Source organism: Streptomyces sp. NPDC006743 (genome assembly GCF_040703815.1).
Lineage (GTDB): Bacteria > Actinomycetota > Actinomycetes > Streptomycetales > Streptomycetaceae > Streptomyces.
In genome coordinates this window covers 289,641-305,088 of the sequence record NZ_JBEYJA010000002.1, presented here as the reverse complement: position 1 = coordinate 305,088, position 15,448 = coordinate 289,641, and the positions used below count along the sequence as shown (strand labels likewise).

At 74.0% G+C, this 15,448-nt stretch carries 17 protein-coding genes; 5 read left to right on the top strand and 12 right to left on the bottom strand.

Annotation, left to right across the window (positions count from 1 at the left end; genetic code table 11):
• Nucleotides 1-41: 41 nt before the first annotated feature.
• Together ABZ719_RS02845 and hisI are read right to left on the bottom strand one after the other, a co-directional pair.
• A complete protein-coding gene (locus tag ABZ719_RS02845; RefSeq protein ID WP_366723453.1) occupies nucleotides 42-1,541 on the bottom strand; it encodes an anthranilate synthase component I in 1,500 nt (499 codons plus the stop codon).
• A gap of 11 nt (nucleotides 1,542-1,552) precedes the next feature.
• Nucleotides 1,553-1,975: a phosphoribosyl-AMP cyclohydrolase gene (hisI, locus tag ABZ719_RS02840; protein WP_366723452.1), complete on the bottom strand. Its 423-nt coding sequence runs from the start codon at nucleotides 1,973-1,975 to the stop codon at nucleotides 1,553-1,555.
• An 83-nt stretch (nucleotides 1,976-2,058) separates the two neighbouring features.
• Here hisI and ABZ719_RS02835 point away from each other — a divergent pair, with 83 nt between their 5' ends.
• Nucleotides 2,059-2,694, top strand: a complete 636-nt coding sequence (locus ABZ719_RS02835; protein WP_366723451.1) for a TIGR03085 family metal-binding protein — start codon at nucleotides 2,059-2,061, stop codon at nucleotides 2,692-2,694.
• Nucleotides 2,695-2,879: 185 nt separating this feature from the next.
• On the opposite strand, the gene ABZ719_RS02830 is transcribed toward ABZ719_RS02835, so the two are convergent.
• The 10 genes from ABZ719_RS02830 to hisD all read right to left on the bottom strand — a co-directional run bounded on the left by ABZ719_RS02830 (nucleotide 2,880) and on the right by hisD (nucleotide 10,678).
• Nucleotides 2,880-4,121: an MFS transporter gene (locus ABZ719_RS02830; protein ID WP_366723450.1), complete on the bottom strand. Its 1,242-nt coding sequence runs from the start codon at nucleotides 4,119-4,121 to the stop codon at nucleotides 2,880-2,882.
• A 71-nt stretch (nucleotides 4,122-4,192) separates the two neighbouring features.
• Nucleotides 4,193-4,783, bottom strand: coding sequence for a helix-turn-helix domain-containing protein (locus tag ABZ719_RS02825; protein ID WP_366723449.1), 591 nt, complete (start codon nucleotides 4,781-4,783; stop codon nucleotides 4,193-4,195).
• A gap of 160 nt (nucleotides 4,784-4,943) precedes the next feature.
• The gene (gene hisF, locus ABZ719_RS02820; RefSeq protein ID WP_037863618.1) at nucleotides 4,944-5,699 is read right to left on the bottom strand and encodes an imidazole glycerol phosphate synthase subunit HisF; all 756 of its coding nucleotides are present in this window, start codon (nucleotides 5,697-5,699) and stop codon (nucleotides 4,944-4,946) included.
• The gene (locus tag ABZ719_RS02815; protein WP_366723448.1) at nucleotides 5,696-6,109 is read right to left on the bottom strand and encodes a RidA family protein; all 414 of its coding nucleotides are present in this window, start codon (nucleotides 6,107-6,109) and stop codon (nucleotides 5,696-5,698) included. Before ABZ719_RS02815 ends, hisF begins: the two co-directional genes overlap by 4 nt.
• The gene (gene priA / locus ABZ719_RS02810; RefSeq protein ID WP_366723447.1) at nucleotides 6,106-6,834 is read right to left on the bottom strand and encodes a bifunctional 1-(5-phosphoribosyl)-5-((5-phosphoribosylamino)methylideneamino)imidazole-4-carboxamide isomerase/phosphoribosylanthranilate isomerase PriA; all 729 of its coding nucleotides are present in this window, start codon (nucleotides 6,832-6,834) and stop codon (nucleotides 6,106-6,108) included. Before priA ends, ABZ719_RS02815 begins: the two co-directional genes overlap by 4 nt.
• The gene (gene hisH / locus ABZ719_RS02805; protein ID WP_366723446.1) at nucleotides 6,834-7,487 is read right to left on the bottom strand and encodes an imidazole glycerol phosphate synthase subunit HisH; all 654 of its coding nucleotides are present in this window, start codon (nucleotides 7,485-7,487) and stop codon (nucleotides 6,834-6,836) included. Before hisH ends, priA begins: the two co-directional genes overlap by 1 nt.
• Nucleotides 7,478-7,642, bottom strand: coding sequence for a hypothetical protein (locus ABZ719_RS02800; protein ID WP_037863634.1), 165 nt, complete (start codon nucleotides 7,640-7,642; stop codon nucleotides 7,478-7,480). Before ABZ719_RS02800 ends, hisH begins: the two co-directional genes overlap by 10 nt.
• A 5-nt stretch (nucleotides 7,643-7,647) precedes the next feature.
• Nucleotides 7,648-8,241 carry an imidazoleglycerol-phosphate dehydratase HisB gene (gene hisB / locus ABZ719_RS02795; RefSeq protein ID WP_037863635.1) on the bottom strand — a complete coding sequence of 198 codons (594 nt, stop codon included), beginning with the start codon at nucleotides 8,239-8,241 and terminating at the stop codon, nucleotides 7,648-7,650.
• Nucleotides 8,238-9,356, bottom strand: a complete 1,119-nt coding sequence (locus tag ABZ719_RS02790; RefSeq protein WP_366723445.1) for a histidinol-phosphate transaminase — start codon at nucleotides 9,354-9,356, stop codon at nucleotides 8,238-8,240. Before ABZ719_RS02790 ends, hisB begins: the two co-directional genes overlap by 4 nt.
• Nucleotides 9,353-10,678 carry a histidinol dehydrogenase gene (gene hisD, locus ABZ719_RS02785; protein WP_366723444.1) on the bottom strand — a complete coding sequence of 442 codons (1,326 nt, stop codon included), beginning with the start codon at nucleotides 10,676-10,678 and terminating at the stop codon, nucleotides 9,353-9,355. Before hisD ends, ABZ719_RS02790 begins: the two co-directional genes overlap by 4 nt.
• 203 nt (nucleotides 10,679-10,881) lie before the next feature.
• Here hisD and ABZ719_RS02780 point away from each other — a divergent pair, with 203 nt between their 5' ends.
• The 4 genes from ABZ719_RS02780 (at nucleotide 10,882) to ybaK (ending at nucleotide 15,256) form a co-directional block, all read left to right on the top strand.
• On the top strand, nucleotides 10,882-12,459 hold the full coding sequence (locus ABZ719_RS02780; RefSeq protein WP_366723443.1) for an oxidoreductase: 1,578 nt from the start codon (nucleotides 10,882-10,884) through the stop codon (nucleotides 12,457-12,459).
• Nucleotides 12,460-12,823: 364 nt separating this feature from the next.
• A complete protein-coding gene (locus tag ABZ719_RS02775; protein ID WP_366723442.1) occupies nucleotides 12,824-13,945 on the top strand; it encodes a hypothetical protein in 1,122 nt (373 codons plus the stop codon).
• A gap of 11 nt (nucleotides 13,946-13,956) precedes the next feature.
• Entirely contained in the window at nucleotides 13,957-14,694 is a 738-nt protein-coding gene (locus tag ABZ719_RS02770; protein ID WP_366723441.1) for an LON peptidase substrate-binding domain-containing protein, read from the top strand.
• Nucleotides 14,695-14,755: 61 nt separating this feature from the next.
• Complete coding sequence (gene ybaK / locus ABZ719_RS02765) at nucleotides 14,756-15,256, top strand: Cys-tRNA(Pro) deacylase (protein ID WP_366723440.1); 501 nt, start codon at nucleotides 14,756-14,758, stop codon at nucleotides 15,254-15,256.
• Nucleotides 15,257-15,448 lie beyond the last annotated feature (192 nt).

Below are 15,448 nucleotides of genomic sequence, written 5' to 3'. Positions count from 1 at the left end.
AGATGCGCCCCATCGGTCCGCCCCGCTGCGGCGCAGCCGCCCTACGGCGTCAGCCGGTTGGCGGTGTGCACCGCCCGCAGCACCGCGGCGGCCTTGTTGCGGCACTCGGTGTCCTCGGCCACCGGGTCGGAGTCCGCGACGATCCCGGCGCCCGCCTGGACGTAGGCCGTGCCCTCGCGCAGCAGGGCGGTGCGGATGGCGATGGCGGTGTCGGAGTCGCCCGCGAAGTCGAGGTATCCGACGCAGCCTCCGTACAGTCCGCGCCGGGACGGCTCGAGTTCGTCGATGATCTGCATCGCGCGGGGCTTGGGCGCGCCGGAGAGGGTGCCCGCGGGGAAACAGGCGGTGAGCACGTCGAAGGCGGTGCGGCCGGCGGCGACCCGGCCGGTCACCGTCGAGACGATGTGCATGACGTGCGAGTACCGCTCGATGGACATGAAGTCGACGACCTCGACGGAGCCGGGCTCGCAGACCCGGCCGAGGTCGTTGCGGCCGAGGTCGACGAGCATCAGGTGCTCGGCGCGCTCCTTGGGGTCGGCGAGGAGTTCGTCGGCGAGGGCCTGGTCCTGCTGCGGGGTGGCGCCGCGGGGCCGGGTGCCGGCGATGGGGTGGACCATGGCCCGCCCGTCCTCGACCTTCACCAGGGCCTCGGGCGAGGAACCGACGACGTCGAAGCCGTCGAAGCGGAACAGGTACATGTACGGCGAGGGGTTGGTGGCCCGCAGCACCCGGTAGACGTCCAGGGCGCTCGCCGTGCACGGCGTCTCGAAGCGCTGGGAGGGGACGACCTGGAAGGCCTCGCCGGCGCGGATGCGCTCCTTGACGTCCTCGACGGCCGCCCGGAAGTCGGCACCGCCCCACAGCGCGGTGTACTCGGGCAGTTCGGAGGGCGGCAGGGCGGCGGGGGGCTGGGCGACGGGCCGGGACAGGTCGGCCTCCATCGCGTCCAGCCGGGCGACGGCGTCGGCGTGGGCCTCCTCGACACCGGTGTCGAGGTCGTTGTGGTTGATCGCGTTGGCGATCAGCAGCACCGTGCCGTCCCAGTGGTCGAGGACGGCGAGGTCGGAGGTGAGCAGCATGGTCAGCTCGGGGAGCTTCAGGTCGTCCCGTTCGCCGGGGCCGATCTTCTCCAGGCGGCGCACGACGTCGTAGCCGAGGTAGCCGACCATGCCGCCGGTGAAGGGCGGCAGGCCCAGGTCGTGGGCGAGGTCGCGCGGGGTGTGCAGGGCCTCGACGGTGGCCCGCAGCGCGGCGAGCGGGTCGCCCTCGACGGGGACGCCGACCGGCGGGGTGCCCAGCCAGTGGGCGCGGCCGTCCTTCTCGGTGAGGGTGGCCGAGCTGCGGACGCCGATGAAGGAGTAGCGAGACCACTGGAAGGCGGTGCGGCCGTTCTCCGCGGACTCCAGCAGGAACGTGCCGGGGCGCTCGGCGGCGAGCTTGCGGTAGAGCGCGACGGGGGTGTCGCCGTCGGCGAGGAGCTTGCGGGTGACCGGGATGACGCGGCGGTCGCCGGCCAGTTTGCGGAAGGTCTCGAGGTCCATGGCGGCCGACCCTACTGATCCGCGGCGGGTGTGCCGGAATCGGCGGCGGTCCGGGCGGTGCCGCCGTCCTCCAGCAGGACGTCGGCGTCGAAGCAGGTGCGGTCGCCGGTGTGGCAGGCGGCGCCGACCTGGTCGACCTTGACCAGCACGGTGTCCGCGTCGCAGTCGAGCGCGACGGACTTGACCCGCTGGAAGTGGCCGGAGGTGTCGCCCTTGACCCAGTACTCCCGGCGGCTGCGCGACCAGTAGGTGCAGCGGCCGGTGGTCAGGGTGCGGTGCAGCGCCTCCTCGTCCATCCAGCCGAGCATGAGCACCTCGCCGGTGTCGTACTGCTGGGCGATGGCGGGGACGAGCCCGTCGGCGCCGCGCTTGAGGCGGGCGGCGATCTCCGGGTCGAGGCTGCTGGGCCGTGGGGTGCCGGGCGTGCTGGTCATGGGTGCCATTGTGCCGCGCGCGGCCGGTGGCCAGGGCCGGCCGTCCAGTGGGCGGACCCGGCCCGGAGTCGTAGGCTGAGCCCATGTCGACCTTTGCCAAGCGTGAACGGCTCCTGCTCGCCGACCTCTTGGAGACCGCCGGTCCGGACGCGCCCACCCTCTGCGAGGGCTGGCGCACCCGCGACCTCGCCGCGCACGTGGTGGTGCGCGAGCGACGCCCGGACGCGGCGGGGGGTGCGCTGATCAAGCCGCTGGCGTCCCGGCTGGAGAAGGTTCTGGAGGAGTACGCGGCGAAGCCGTACGAGGAGCTGATCCAGCTGATCAGGACCGGTCCGCCGCGGTTTTCACCCTTCCAGCTCAAGCAGGTCGACGAGGCGGCCAACACCGTCGAGTTCTACGTGCACGCGGAGGACGTGCGGCGGGCCCAGCCGGACTGGTCGCCGCGCGAACTCGACCCGGTCTTCCAGGAGGCCCTGTGGTCGCGCCTGGAGCGCACCGCCCGGCTGCTGGGCCGGGGCATCCCGACGGGCCTGGTGCTGCGCCGCCCGAACGGCGAGACGGCCGTCGCCCACCGCGGCACGCCCGTGGTCACGGCGACCGGTGAACCGGCGGAGCTGCTGCTGTTCGCCTTCGGCCGGCAGAGCGCGGCCCGGGTGGAGCTGGAGGGCGAGCAGGACGCCATCGCGAAGGTGTCGGAGACCAAGCAGCTCGGGTTCTGACCCCCGGCCGCGACTGGGACGGCAGGCGCCTCCCGCCTCCCGGGGGGCCGGCCGGGAACAGGGCCGGCCCCGGTCCCTCCCCCCCTGGCCGGCCCCCGGGCGGTGCGCGGTGGCGCCGGTCTTGGGGGGCGGCGCGGGGCCGGGGCTCCGGGCTGAGGGCTCCGCGGGGCGGGAGGCCGGGAGAGTCAGGGAAGTTCGGCGCGGCGCAGGTCGGGGACGCCCAGGACGACCAGGCCCGACAGAGCGCTCACCGCGCCGCAGACCGCGAACACCGGCCCGGTCCCCCACAGGGCTATGGCCCCGCCGACCAGCGGGAAGGTGAGGGGCGCGACGCCGAAGCCCACCAGGGTGGACACCGAGGTCACCCGGCCGATGTAGGCCGCGCCGGCCCGGACCTGGACCAGTGCCCCGCACAGCGCTCCGGCGAGACCTGCGCTCACGCCGATGAGCACCGCCACGCCGGCCGCGGCGGGCACGGACGGCACCTGGGCGAGGGCGGCGACGGCGACGGCGGACAGCAGGCCGGCGGCCGCGGCCACCGCCGCGGCGTGCGGCACCCGGCCCCGCCAGGTGAGCAGGAGCGAGGCCGCTCCGGCCCCGGTGCCGAACCCGGCCAGCACCCAGCCCATGCCCGCCGAGCCCCAGTCGCGCTGCTGGGCGAGGAGGGTGAGCCCGAGGTTCATCGGCCCGACGAAGCCGAGGTCGCTGAGGGCGACGGCGAGGACGAGGGGGCGCAGTACGGGGTCCTGCCGGATGTGCCGCAGACCGTCCCGCAGCTCGCTCAGGACCGCAGGTCTGCCGGGCCCGTCGGCGGGGTCCGGCTCTCCGACGCGGACGGTCAGCAGGAGCGGCAGGGACAGGCCGACCAGGAGGGCGGCCAGGCCGAACGCCCCCGCGGTGCCGCCCACGGCGACGCCGAGGCCGCCGAGAGGGCCGCCGAGGACGTTGGCGAGCCGGGTGGCCAGGCCGCGCATGCCCTGGACCCGGGCGAGCTGGGAGCGGGCGGCGATCCGTGCGGGCAGAGCGCCCGCGGCGGGCAGGAAGACGGCGTCGACGACGCCGAAGAGCACGGCGACCGCGCCCAGCGCCCACAGACCGGGGCTGGTCACGAGCAGCAGGACGGCGGCGGTCAGGACGAGGGCGCCGCGCGCGGCGGTGCTGCCGAGGACGACCCGGCGCGGCCCGTAGCGGTCGGCGACCACTCCCCCGCCCAGCATCAGCAGGGCGCGCGGCAGCGCACTGGCCGCGGTGACGAGTCCGGCCTGCGCGGGGGTGCCGGCCTGGACGGCCGCCCAGGACAGGGCGATGTAGTAGACGTTGTCCCCGACCGCGGACGAGGCGTAGCCGCCGAGCCAGCGCAGGACGTTGGGGTCACGGTGGGCCGGTCTGCGGCGCAGGTCTGCCGCAGGCGCGAGTGTGCTGGTCACGGCGGTACGTCCTCTCGGGCGCGAGGTCGGGCACCGGCCGCCGGGGGCCGGGCCGGAGGCGGTCGGAGCCGTCAGGTGCGGAACGGGAAGCCGTACGTGTGGACCGCCACGTTCTCGCGGTTGTCCGTGTCGCCCGCGGCGGTGGCCGCGCGCCCGCGTTCCTCGTACTCGCGGACGAGGTCGTACATGCGCCGGGACAGCTCGGTCAGTTCGTCCGGGGTGAGCTTGAGCAGCCATTCCGAGGAGTCGGACGCCTTCGTCCACACCTCGGGCCAGTGGGCGCGTTCGTCCAGGAAGCGCCGGTACAGGTCGGCGCGCTGTTCGAAGAAGAGGCGGCTGGCGGCGGTGTGCGCGGCGGCCTTCTCGGGCGCGTCGGAGAAGTCCTCGTCGCGGATGCTGACGCCGTCGCTGGCGGGCTGCCACCAGCGTTCCCGTCCGTCGGTGGTCTGCGGTTCGGCCTCCTCGATGAGGCCGTGCTCGGCCAGCTTGCGCAGGTGGTAGCTGACGAGGGAGACGGCCTCGTCGACCTGTTCGGCGAGCTGGGAGGCGGTCGCGGTGCGGGCGACGGTCAGCGCCCGGTACAGATTCATCCGCAGGGGGTGGGCGATCGCCTTGAGCGTGCCCAGGTCCTTGATCCGGCGGTCTCGTTCCCTGTCCGACATACCTTCACCGTAGACGCGCAAGAAAAGTTGCACAACTTATTTTGTGCAACTTTTCTTGCGCAGTTGCGTCTGGGTGTCTTCCCCGGGTCCGCGCGCACGAGAAAGCCCCGGCCGCCCGCAGGCGACCGGGGCCCTGACCGAACCGGTCGGGCGGCCGTCCTCACCGCACCGGGTGCCCGGCCTCCCGCAGCGTCTCCTTGACCTGGCCGATGCGCAGATCACCGAAGTGGAACACCGAGGCCGCGAGGACCGCGTCCGCGCCCGCCGCGATCGCCGGCGGGAAGTCCGCGAGCCGGCCTGCACCGCCGGAAGCGATCACCGGGACGGTGACGTGCTTGCGGACGGCCGCGATCATCTCCAGGTCGTAGCCGTCCTTCGTGCCGTCCGCGTCCATGGAGTTCAGCAGGATCTCCCCCGCGCCCAGTTCGGCGGCCCGGTGCGCCCACTCCACCGCGTCGATGCCGGTGCCGCGGCGCCCGCCGTGGGTGGTCACCTCGAAGGACCCGGCCGCGGTGCGGCGCGCGTCGACCGACAGGACCAGCACCTGACGGCCGAACCGCTCGGCGATCTCCCGGATGAGGTCCGGACGGGCGATGGCGGCCGTGTTGACGCCCACCTTGTCGGCGCCCGCCCGCAGCAGCCGGTCCACGTCCTCGGCGGTGCGCACGCCGCCGCCGACCGTGAGCGGGATGAACACCTGCTCGGCGGTGCGGCGCACCACGTCGTACGTCGTCTCGCGGTCGCCCGAGGACGCGGTGATGTCCAGGAACGTCAGCTCGTCGGCGCCCTCGGCGTCGTACACCTTGGCCATCTCGACGGGGTCGCCCGCGTCGCGCAGGTTCTGGAAGTTGACGCCCTTGACGACCCGGCCGTTGTCCACGTCCAGGCAGGGGATCACTCGGACCGCCAGGGTCATGAATCGGGCTCCTTCGGTGTTCCTCTGAATGCTTCGACTTCCACCGACACCAGGACGCGCGGATCGACGAAGCCCTCCACGACGAGCAGGGTCGACGCCGGCCGCACCGAGCCGAACAGCTCCTTGTGGGCGCGGCCCACGTCGTCCACGTCCCGGGCGTGGCTGAGATACATGCGCGTGAGGACCACGGACTCGGGGCCGAGCCCGAACTCCCCGATCGCCTCCAGTGCGCTGGTGAAGGCCACCTTCGCCTGTTCGTACGGGTCGCCCTCGCCGTAGAGCACGTCGCCCCGGAAGGCGGTGGTGCCCGCCACCAGGACGCGGTCCCCCGCCGCGACGGCCCGTGCGAATCCGAACGTCTCTTCCCAGGGAACTTGGCTCTGCACGCGCCGTACGGCATCGGACGTCATGACGACACTTCCTCCAGGGCCTCTTCGAGCGTGAACGCCTTCGCGTACAGGGCCTTCCCGACGATGGCGCCCTCGACACCGAGCGGCACCAGGGAGGCGAGCGCGCGCAGGTCGGCCAGCGAGGAGACGCCGCCGGAGGCGACCACCGGGCGGTCCGTCGCCGCGCAGACGTTCTTCAGCAGCTCCAGGTTGGGGCCCTGCAGGGTGCCGTCCTTGGCGATGTCGGTGACGACGTAGCGGGCGCAGCCCTCCTTGTCCAGGCGGGCCAGCGTCTCGTAGAGGTCGCCGCCGTCGCGGGTCCAGCCGCGCCCGCGCAGGGTGGTGCCGCGCACGTCCAGGCCGACGGCGATCTTGTCCCCGTGCTCGGCGATGACCTTGGCGACCCACTCGGGGGCCTCCAGGGCGGCGGTGCCGAGGTTGACGCGGGTGCAGCCGGTGGCGAGGGCGGCGGCGAGGGTGTCGTCGTCGCGGATGCCGCCGGACAGTTCGACCTTGATGTCCATGGCGCGGGCGACCTCGGCGATCAGCTCGCGGTTGTCGCCGGTGCCGAAGGCGGCGTCGAGGTCGACCAGGTGCAGCCACTCGGCGCCGGAGCGCTGCCAGGCGAGGGCGGCCTCCAGCGGGGAGCCGTAGGAGGTCTCGGTCCCGGACTCGCCGTGGACGAGGCGGACGGCCTGGCCGTCGCGGACGTCGACGGCGGGCAGGAGTTCGAGCTTCGAAGCCATCACAGGGTTCCGATCCAGTTGTTCAGCAGCTGCGCTCCGGCGTCGCCGGACTTCTCGGGGTGGAACTGGGTGGCCCACAGGGCGCCGTTCTCCACGGCGGCCACGAACGGCTTGCCGTGGGTGGCCCAGGTGACCTTGGGGGCGTGCATCGCCGGGTTGTGCGCCTCCAGCTGCCAGTCCTGGACGGCGTAGGAGTGCACGAAGTAGAAGCGGGCGCCGGCGTCGAGGCCGGCGAACAGCTCGGAGCCTGCGGGTGCCTCGACGGTGTTCCAGCCCATGTGCGGGACGACGTCGGCCTCCAGCGGCGCGACCGTGCCGGGCCACTCGTCCAGGCCCTCGGCCTCGACCCCGTGCTCGATGCCGCGGGCGAAGAGGATCTGCATGCCCACGCAGATGCCCATGACCGGGCGCCCGCCGGACAGCCGGCGGTCGATGATCCAGTCGCCGCGGGCCTCCTTCAGGCCGCGCATGCAGGCGGCGAAGGCGCCGACGCCGGGCACGAGCAGGCCGTCGGCGTTCATCGCGGCGTCGAAGTCACGGGTGATCTCGACGGCGGCGCCGGTGCGGGCGAGCGCCCGCTCGGCGGAGCGGACGTTGCCGAAGCCGTAGTCGAAGACGACGACCTTCTTGGCGGCGGGACCGGTCAATTCCACACCTCCAGCCGCAGGACGCCGGTGAAGATGCACATCGCGGCGCCGATGGACAGCAGCACGATCAGGCTGGTGGGCATCTTCTGCTTGACGAAGGAGTAGACACCGCCGCCCAGGAAGAGGCCGAGGACGATCAGGATGGTGGAGAAGCTGTTCATGGCGGTTACAGAGCGCCCTTCGTCGAGGGCAGGATGCCGGCCGCGCGCGGATCGCGTTCACTGGCGTAGCGCAGGGCGCGGGCCAGCGCCTTGAACTGGCACTCCACGATGTGGTGGGCGTTGCGCCCGTAGGGCACGTGGACGTGCAGGGCGACCTGGGCCTGGGCGACGAAGGACTCCAGGATGTGCCGGGTCATCGTGGTGTCGTACTCGCCGATCATCGGCGCCATGTTCTCGGGCTCGGTGTGCACGAGGTAGGGGCGGCCGGAGAGGTCGACGGTGACCTGGGCGAGGGACTCGTCCAGCGGGACCGTGCAGTTGCCGAAGCGGTAGATGCCCACCTTGTCGCCGAGCGCCTGCCTGAAGGCGGCGCCGAGCGCGAGGGCGGTGTCCTCGATGGTGTGGTGGGAGTCGATGTGCAGGTCGCCGTCGGTCTTCACGGTCAGGTCGAACAGCCCGTGCCGGCCGAGCTGGTCGAGCATGTGGTCGTAGAAGCCGACGCCGGTGGCGATGTCGGTCTTCCCGGTGCCGTCGAGGTCGATCTCGACCAGGACGGAGGTCTCCTTGGTGGTGCGCTCCACGCGCCCGACGCGGTTCATCCGCTCTGCTCCTGTTCCTTCTTGAGATCGCGTACCGCATCGAGGAACGCGTCGTTCTCCGCCGGGGTCCCGGCCGTCACCCGCAGCCGTCCCGGTACGCCGTTGTCCCGGACCAGGACGCCCCGGTCGAGGATCTTCCGCCAGGCGGTGTGCGAGTCGGCGAACCGCCCGAACTGGACGAAGTTGGCGTCCGACTCGGTGACCTCGTAGCCGAGCGCCCGCAGTTCGGCGACCAGCCGGTCGCGCTCGCCCTTCAGCTGCTCGACGTACTTCAGCAGCGTGTCGGTGTGCTCCAGCGCGGCCAGCGCGGTGACCTGGGTGATCGCCGAGAGGTGGTACGGCAGCCGGACCAGTTGCAGGGCGTCGACGACGGCCGGGTCCGCGGCCAGGTAGCCGAGGCGCAGCCCGGCGGCGCCGAACGCCTTGGACATGGTGCGGGAGACGACCAGATGCGGCCGGCCCTCCAGGAGCCGCAGCAGCGAGCTGCCGTGGCTGAACTCGACGTACGCCTCGTCGACGACCACCATCGACGGCTTCGCCGCCTGCGCCGCCTCGTACAGCGCGACGACCGTCTCGGCCGCGACCGCGTTGCCGGTGGGGTTGTTGGGGGTGGTGACGAAGACGACGTCGGGCCGGTGCTCGGCGATCGCCCGCCGGGCGGCGGCGGGGTCGATGGTGAAGTCCTCGCGGCGCGGACCGGAGATCCAGCCGGTCCCGGTGCCGCGCGCGATGAGCGCGTGCATCGAGTACGACGGCTCGAAGCCGATCGCGGTGCGGCCGGGGCCGCCGAAGGCCTGCAGCAGCTGCTGGATGACCTCGTTGGAGCCGTTGGCCGCCCAGACGTTCTCGGTGGCCACCCGGTGGCCGCCGGTGCGGGTCAGGTACCGGGCCAGTTCGGTGCGCAGTTCGACCGCGTCCCGGTCCGGGTAGCGGTTCAGGCCGCGGGCCGCCTCGCGCACCCGCTCGGCGATCCGCTCGACGAGCGGCTCCGGCAGCGGGTAGGGGTTCTCGTTGGTGTTCAGCCGTACGGGGACGTCCAGCTGCGGGGCGCCGTAGGGGGACTTGCCGCGCAGCTCGTCCCGTACGGGAAGATCGTCGATCCGCACGTCGCTCACTTGCTCTCGGGTACCTTCCAGCCGAACCTGGCCTTGACCGCCGCGCCGTGCGCGGGCAGGTCCTCCGCCTCCGCCAGCGTCACCACGTGGTGGGCGACCTCGGCGAGGGCGTCGCGGGTGTAGTCGACGATGTGGATGCCGCGCAGGAAGGACTGCACGGACAGGCCCGAGGAGTGGCAGGCGCAGCCGCCGGTGGGCAGCACGTGGTTGGAGCCGGCCGCGTAGTCGCCGAGGGAGACGGGCGCCCAGGGGCCGATGAAGACCGCGCCGGCGTTGCGCACGCGGTCGGCGACGGCGGCGGCGTCGGCCGTCTGGATCTCCAGGTGCTCGGCGCCGTAGGCGTCGACCACCTTCAGGCCCTCCTCCAGGCCGTCGACCAGGACGATCGCGGACTGCCGGCCGGCGAGCGCCGGGCGGATGCGGTCCTCGACGTGCTTGGTGGCCGCGACCTGGGGCTCCAGCTCCTTCTCCACGGCGTCCGCGAGGTCGGCGGAGTCGGTGACCAGGACGGCGGCGGCCAGCGGGTCGTGCTCGGCCTGGCTGATCAGGTCGGAGGCGACGTGCACCGGGTCGGCGGTGGCGTCGGCGAGGACGGCGATCTCGGTCGGGCCCGCCTCGGCGTCGATGCCGATCCGGCCGGTGAAGTAGCGCTTGGCGGCGGCGACCCAGATGTTGCCGGGGCCGGTGACCATGTTCGCGGCCGGGCAGGACTCGGTGCCGTAGGCGAACATCGCGACGGCGGTGGCGCCGCCCGCGGCGTACACCTCGTCGACGCCGAGCAGGGCGCAGGCGGCGAGGATGGTGGGGTGCGGCAGACCGCCGAAGTCCGCCTGGGCGGGCGAGGCGAGCGCGATCGACTCGACGCCGGCCTCCTGGGCGGGTACCGCGTTCATGATCACGGAGGACGGGTAGACCGACCGGCCGCCGGGCGCGTAGAGCCCGACGCGCTCGACCGGGACCCACTTCTCGGTGACCGAGCCGCCGGGGACGACCTGGGTGGTGTGCGTGGTGCGGCGCTGCTCGCGGTGGACGAGACGGGCCCGGCGGATGGACTCCTCCAGGGCGGCGCGCACGGCCGGGTCCAGCTGCTCCAGGGCGTCCTTGATCGCCCGGGCCGGAACGCGTACCGATTCCAGTCGGACCCCGTCGAACTTCTCGGCGAAGTCGATCAGTGCCGCGTCGCCACGATGATGCACGGCCTCGCAGATCGGACGCACCTTCTCCAGGGCGGCCGTGACGTCGAAGTCGGCTCGGGGCAGCAGGTCACGCAGGGCGGGGCCCTCGGGGAGGGCGTCGCCGCGCAGATCGATTCGGGAGATCACGTCTCCAATTCTCTCAGACCGCGCCCGGGCACCGTCCGCCCGTATCAATGGCTGATACAGAACCCGGGAGCGCACGGTTCCGGCCTTCCGGCACAAGTCGGAAGATCAGCTTCACATTCCGCGTTCAGACCGTCACACAACGGGCATCACCGGTTGTACAAAACGACAGAACTGGCGAGTAGCTGGGAAAGAAGGGGACAACCGTGACCGAGGGGACCGGCAGGCGCGCCGGGGACCTGCCGGACGACCTGACCGATGTCGAGGCCGGGATGTGGCAGGCCTTCCGCGACGGCAGCGTGTACGACCTGCGCAGCGGGGACGCGGCGGTGGACGATCCGCACGGACCGAGCCCGTGGGGGCCGGGGCGCAGCGTCCGCGCGCGGGTGGTCTGCTGGCTGCTGCTGGACGGGCCGCCCGCGCTCGCCGGGCGGGTGTCCTCCCTGAAGCTGACCGGGCTGCGGATCACGGGCACCCTGGACCTCGCCGGGGGCACGGTGGTCCCGTACGTGGAGCTGAAGGGCTGCCGCTTCGAGAACGACGTGCTGCTGCCGGAGGCCCGGTTCACGACCGTGCGCCTGGTGGACTGCGCGGTGCCGCGCCTGGAGGCCGCCCGGGTGCACACCGAGGGCGACCTGCACCTGCCCCGGTGCCGCTTCCTGGCGGGGGTGCGGCTCACCGACGCCCGGATCGGCACGGACCTGCTGCTCAACCAGGCGAACGTGCACCACGACCGCACCGGGCGCTCGATCGCCGCCGACGGGCTGACCGTCGGCCAGGACTTCCAGGCCGAGCTGCTGCTGGCGCACGGCGAGATCAGCCTGCGCAGCGCCAAGATCGGCGCCTCGCTGAGCCTGCGCGGCGCGAAGGTCACCAGCCCGTACACGCGTTTCGCGCTGAACGCGCCCCAGCTGACCGTCGGCCGCACGCTCTACCTGACCCCGGCCGCCCTCGGCTCGCCGCTGCTGAGCGGGGTCACCCCCGCGCGCGGGACGCGCATCCAGCCCTTCGAGTGCCAGGGCGGGCTGCGGCTGGACGACGGGCGCTTCGGGGAGGCGGTCGACCTGGAAGGGGCCCGGTTCGCCTTCACCGACGAGCAGGCGCTGACCCTGCGCCGGGTGCAGGCACCGGAACTGCGTTTCCTCGGCGAGCGTCCGCCGCGCGGCCAGGTGGTGCTCTCCGGTGCGCGGATCGCCACCCTCGTCGACCGGGCGGCGGGCTGGCCCGGCCCCGGCTGTCTGCACATGGGCGGCTTCGTCTACGAGAACCTGGTGCCGCGCGGCCCGTTCCCGCTGGCCGAGCGGCTGGAATGGGTGGCGGCGGCGACCGCCGAGTTCAACCCGGAGCCGTACGAGCGGCTGGCCGCGGTGCTGCGCGAGGCCGGTGAGGACGAGGACGCGCGCGAGGTACTGCTCGCCAAGCACCGCCGCCGCCGCGAGACCCTGCCGCCCGCGGCCAAGCTGTGGGGGTACGTGCAGGACGGGGCGGTCGCCTACGGGTACCGGCCGGGCCGGGCGGCGGTGTGGATGGCGGTGCTGTGGGCAGCCGGTTCGCTCGCCTTCGCACACGCCGGCCGCCCCGAGCCCGGCCCCGGCGCCCACCAGCAGTGGAACCCCGCCCTGTACGCCCTCGACCTGCTGCTGCCGGTCGTCGACTTCGGGCAGGCCAGCCAGTGGCAGCTGGACGGTCCCTGGCAGTGGGTCGCGGCGGCGATGGTGCTGCTGGGCTGGACCCTGGCCACCACCGTGGCGGCGGGCGCGACCCGCATGCTGCGCCGCAGCTGAGCCCGCCGGCGGCACGCCGGAACCGGCGTGGCGGAACCGGCACGACGGAGTCCGCGCGGCGGCGCGACGGGGCCCGCAGGGCGGTACGACCGGACCACCCGCAGGGCGGCACCACCGGGCCCGCAGGGCGGCACCACCGGCCCGCAGGGCGGTACGACCGGGCCTGCCCGGCGGACGGATCACGCGGCGGACGGATCACGCGCGGGGGGTGGGTCGCGCGCGGCGGGCGGGTCGCGCCGGACACACGTGCCGCGTCCGAACAATTGTTGAACAGTCACCTTTTTACTCGACCTTGACCGGCCGCCGTACAACTTTCTCCCGCTTGCCCCGGCCCTCTGGCGCCGCTTCGACCTGCGGACTTTCAATGGTCGACACCATGGCTCTGCTGCCCCCCTTCATCCGCCCCACCCGGATGGCCGGAACCCCGGTCGGCGCCGCCGCGCGCCCCCTGCCCGGGCTGCCCGCCGACGACGAGGTGCTCCTCGACGCGCCCGACGACCGGCTCGGCCCGGCCCTGGTCGCCGCCGCCCGGGACGACTGGGAGCCCGCCGCACGGCTCCTCGCCGGCACCCGGGAACGGGCCGAGTGGGAGGACCGCGACCGGTACGCGCACCGCCTGGCCGCGTTCGCGCGCTCCCGCGGCGCATGGCTGGACGCCTGGCGCGCCGCCGCCCCCGACGACCCGGACGTGCTGCTGCTCACCGCCCAGCTCGCCGTGGACCGCGCCTGGCCCTCACCGGCCAGGGCCGAACTGCTGCGCGAGGTCAGCCCCCTCATCACGGCCGCCGCCCGCGCCGACGACCGGGACCCGGTGCCCTGGCGCGTCGCGCTGGACCACGCCCGCGGCAGCCGCGCCGGACACCGCTACTTCGAGGAGCTGTGGGAGGCCGCGGTGCGCCGCGCCCCGCACCACCACGGCTGCCACGTGGCCGCCCTGCGGTACCTGGCCGGCTCCTGCCGCGTCCCGGCGCGGAACACCCACGGCACGCGCGGCCCGCACACCCCGGGCGCCCGGCACGACTCGCTGCGCGCCTGCTTCGACTTCGCCGACCGGGCGGCCCAGGACGCCCCCGCGGACGCCCTCGTGCAGGGCCTGCCGGTGCGGGCCGCCTTCGCCTGCCTGGCCGAGGACGGCCCCGGGGTGGAGCGGGCCGGGGTGGAGCGGGCCCGGCTGGACGCCGCCGCCGACCGGGCGATCGCGCTGTCCGCCCGGTGCCCGGCGGCGACGCCCCGGTACGCGGAGCTGCGCAATCTGCTGACGTACGTCCTGGTCCGGCTGGGCCGCCACCAGGACGCGCTGGCCCAGCTGCGGCTGATCGGCCCGTACGCCACCTCCTACCCCTGGGACCGGGTGTCCGACGACCCGCTCGGGCTGTTCCTGGAACTGCGCGCCGACGTCCGCTCCGTGCGGCTCGGCCCCGTCCCGGACCCCCCGGACTCCGGCGAAACCGGGCGCGGCCGACGCGCCGGGACGCGCGGCCATTAGGCTTTTGCGCCGTGACCACCGTCCGGCTCCCGCTCTTCCCCCTGAACTCGGTGCTCTTCCCGGGACTGGTGCTGCCTCTGAACGTGTTCGAGGAGCGCTACCGCGCCATGCTGCGCGCCCTGCTGAAGACCCCCGAGGACGAACCGCGCCGGTTCGCCGTCGTGGCGATCCGTGACGGCCACGAGGTGGCCCCGACCGCTCCGGGCCTGCCCGACCCGACCGCGCTGCCCGAACTCGGCCCGGCGGCCGGCTTCGGCCCCGACCCCGTCCGGGCGTTCCACGGCGTGGGCTGCGTGGCGGACGCGGCGACGATACGGGAGCGGGCGGACGGGACCTTCGAGGTGCTGGCGACCGGCACCACCCGGGTGCGGCTGCTGTCCGTGGACGCCTCCGGGCCGTTCCTCACCGCGGAGCTGGAAGAGCTGCCCGAGGAACCGGGCGACGAGGCGGGCACGCTGGCCCAGGGAGTGCTGCGGTCCTTCCGGCAGTACCAGAAACGGCTGGCCGGCGCGCGGGAGCGGTCGCTGACCGGCGCGGAACTGCCGGACGAGCCGAGCGTGGTGTCGTACCTGGTGGCCGCCGCGATGGTGCTGGACACCCCGACGAAGCAGCGGCTGCTCCAGGCGCCGGACACCTCCTCGCGGCTGCGCGACGAGCTGCGGCTGCTGCGCTCGGAGACGGCGATCATCCGCAGCCTGCCCTCGTTGCCGTCCCCGGACCTGACCCGGGGGCCCACGAGCTCCAACTGAGGCGGCGCGGGGCGGACGGGCGAGCAGGCGAACGACGAGGGCAGGGAGAGACCGGGGCCGCATGGCGAAGAAGACGAAGAAGCAGCAGTCCGGGGGGACCCCCGCCACGGTGGCCCTGACCGCGGCGGGCGTGCGCCACGCCGTCCACTCCTACGAGCACGACCCGGCCCACCCCTCCTACGGCGAGGAGGCGGCCGAGGCGATGGGCGTCCCGCCGGAACGGGTGTTCAAGACGCTGGTCGCGGACGTCGACGGCGCCCTGACGGTGGCCGTGGTGCCGGTGGCGGGCTCCCTCGACCTGAAGGCCCTGGCGTCGGCGGTCGGCGGCAAGCGCGCGGCGATGGCGGATCCCGCCCTGGCCGAACGCACCACGGGCTACGTCCGCGGCGGCATCAGCCCGCTGGGCCAGCGCAAGAAGCTCCCCACCGTCCTGGACGCCTCGGCGACGGCCCACGCCACGATCTGCGTCTCGGCGGGCCGCAGAGGCCTGGAGGTCGAACTCTCCCCCGCCGACCTGGCCCGCCTGACCAGCGCGGTACTGGCCCCCATCGGCCGGCCCTGACGCTCCGGGGCCGCTTCCCCGCCTCCCGCTCTCGCCGGGCCGGTGCCCTGACGAGCGGTGCGCTCCCGGGGCGGTGCCCCGGCGGGCGGCGGGCCCCGACGCGAGCCCGGCCGCTCGGCACGGGGCCGCCGAGCACCCGGCACAGGGCCGCCGAGCACCCGGCGCGCTTCGGCGCTCCGGGGCCGGCCCGGG

Excerpts from the sequence above, each read along its gene's own strand:
- hisI (WP_366723452.1), bottom strand. The coding sequence starts at position 1,975 with ATGACCAGCACGCCCGGCACCCCACGGCCCAGCAGCCTCGACCCGGAG.
- hisB (WP_037863635.1), bottom strand. The coding sequence starts at position 8,241 with ATGAACCGCGTCGGGCGCGTGGAGCGCACCACCAAGGAGACCTCCGTC.
- ABZ719_RS02825 (WP_366723449.1), bottom strand. The coding sequence starts at position 4,783 with ATGTCGGACAGGGAACGAGACCGCCGGATCAAGGACCTGGGCACGCTC.
- ABZ719_RS02815 (WP_366723448.1), bottom strand. The coding sequence starts at position 6,109 with ATGACGTCCGATGCCGTACGGCGCGTGCAGAGCCAAGTTCCCTGGGAA.
- hisF (WP_037863618.1), bottom strand. The coding sequence starts at position 5,699 with ATGACCCTGGCGGTCCGAGTGATCCCCTGCCTGGACGTGGACAACGGC.
- ABZ719_RS02775 (WP_366723442.1), top strand. The coding sequence starts at position 12,824 with ATGGTCGACACCATGGCTCTGCTGCCCCCCTTCATCCGCCCCACCCGG.
- ABZ719_RS02845 (WP_366723453.1), bottom strand. The coding sequence starts at position 1,541 with ATGGACCTCGAGACCTTCCGCAAACTGGCCGGCGACCGCCGCGTCATC.
- priA (WP_366723447.1), bottom strand. The coding sequence starts at position 6,834 with ATGGCTTCGAAGCTCGAACTCCTGCCCGCCGTCGACGTCCGCGACGGC.
- ABZ719_RS02800 (WP_037863634.1), bottom strand. The coding sequence starts at position 7,642 with ATGAACAGCTTCTCCACCATCCTGATCGTCCTCGGCCTCTTCCTGGGC.
- ABZ719_RS02835 (WP_366723451.1), top strand. The coding sequence starts at position 2,059 with ATGTCGACCTTTGCCAAGCGTGAACGGCTCCTGCTCGCCGACCTCTTG.
- ybaK (WP_366723440.1), top strand. The coding sequence starts at position 14,756 with ATGGCGAAGAAGACGAAGAAGCAGCAGTCCGGGGGGACCCCCGCCACG.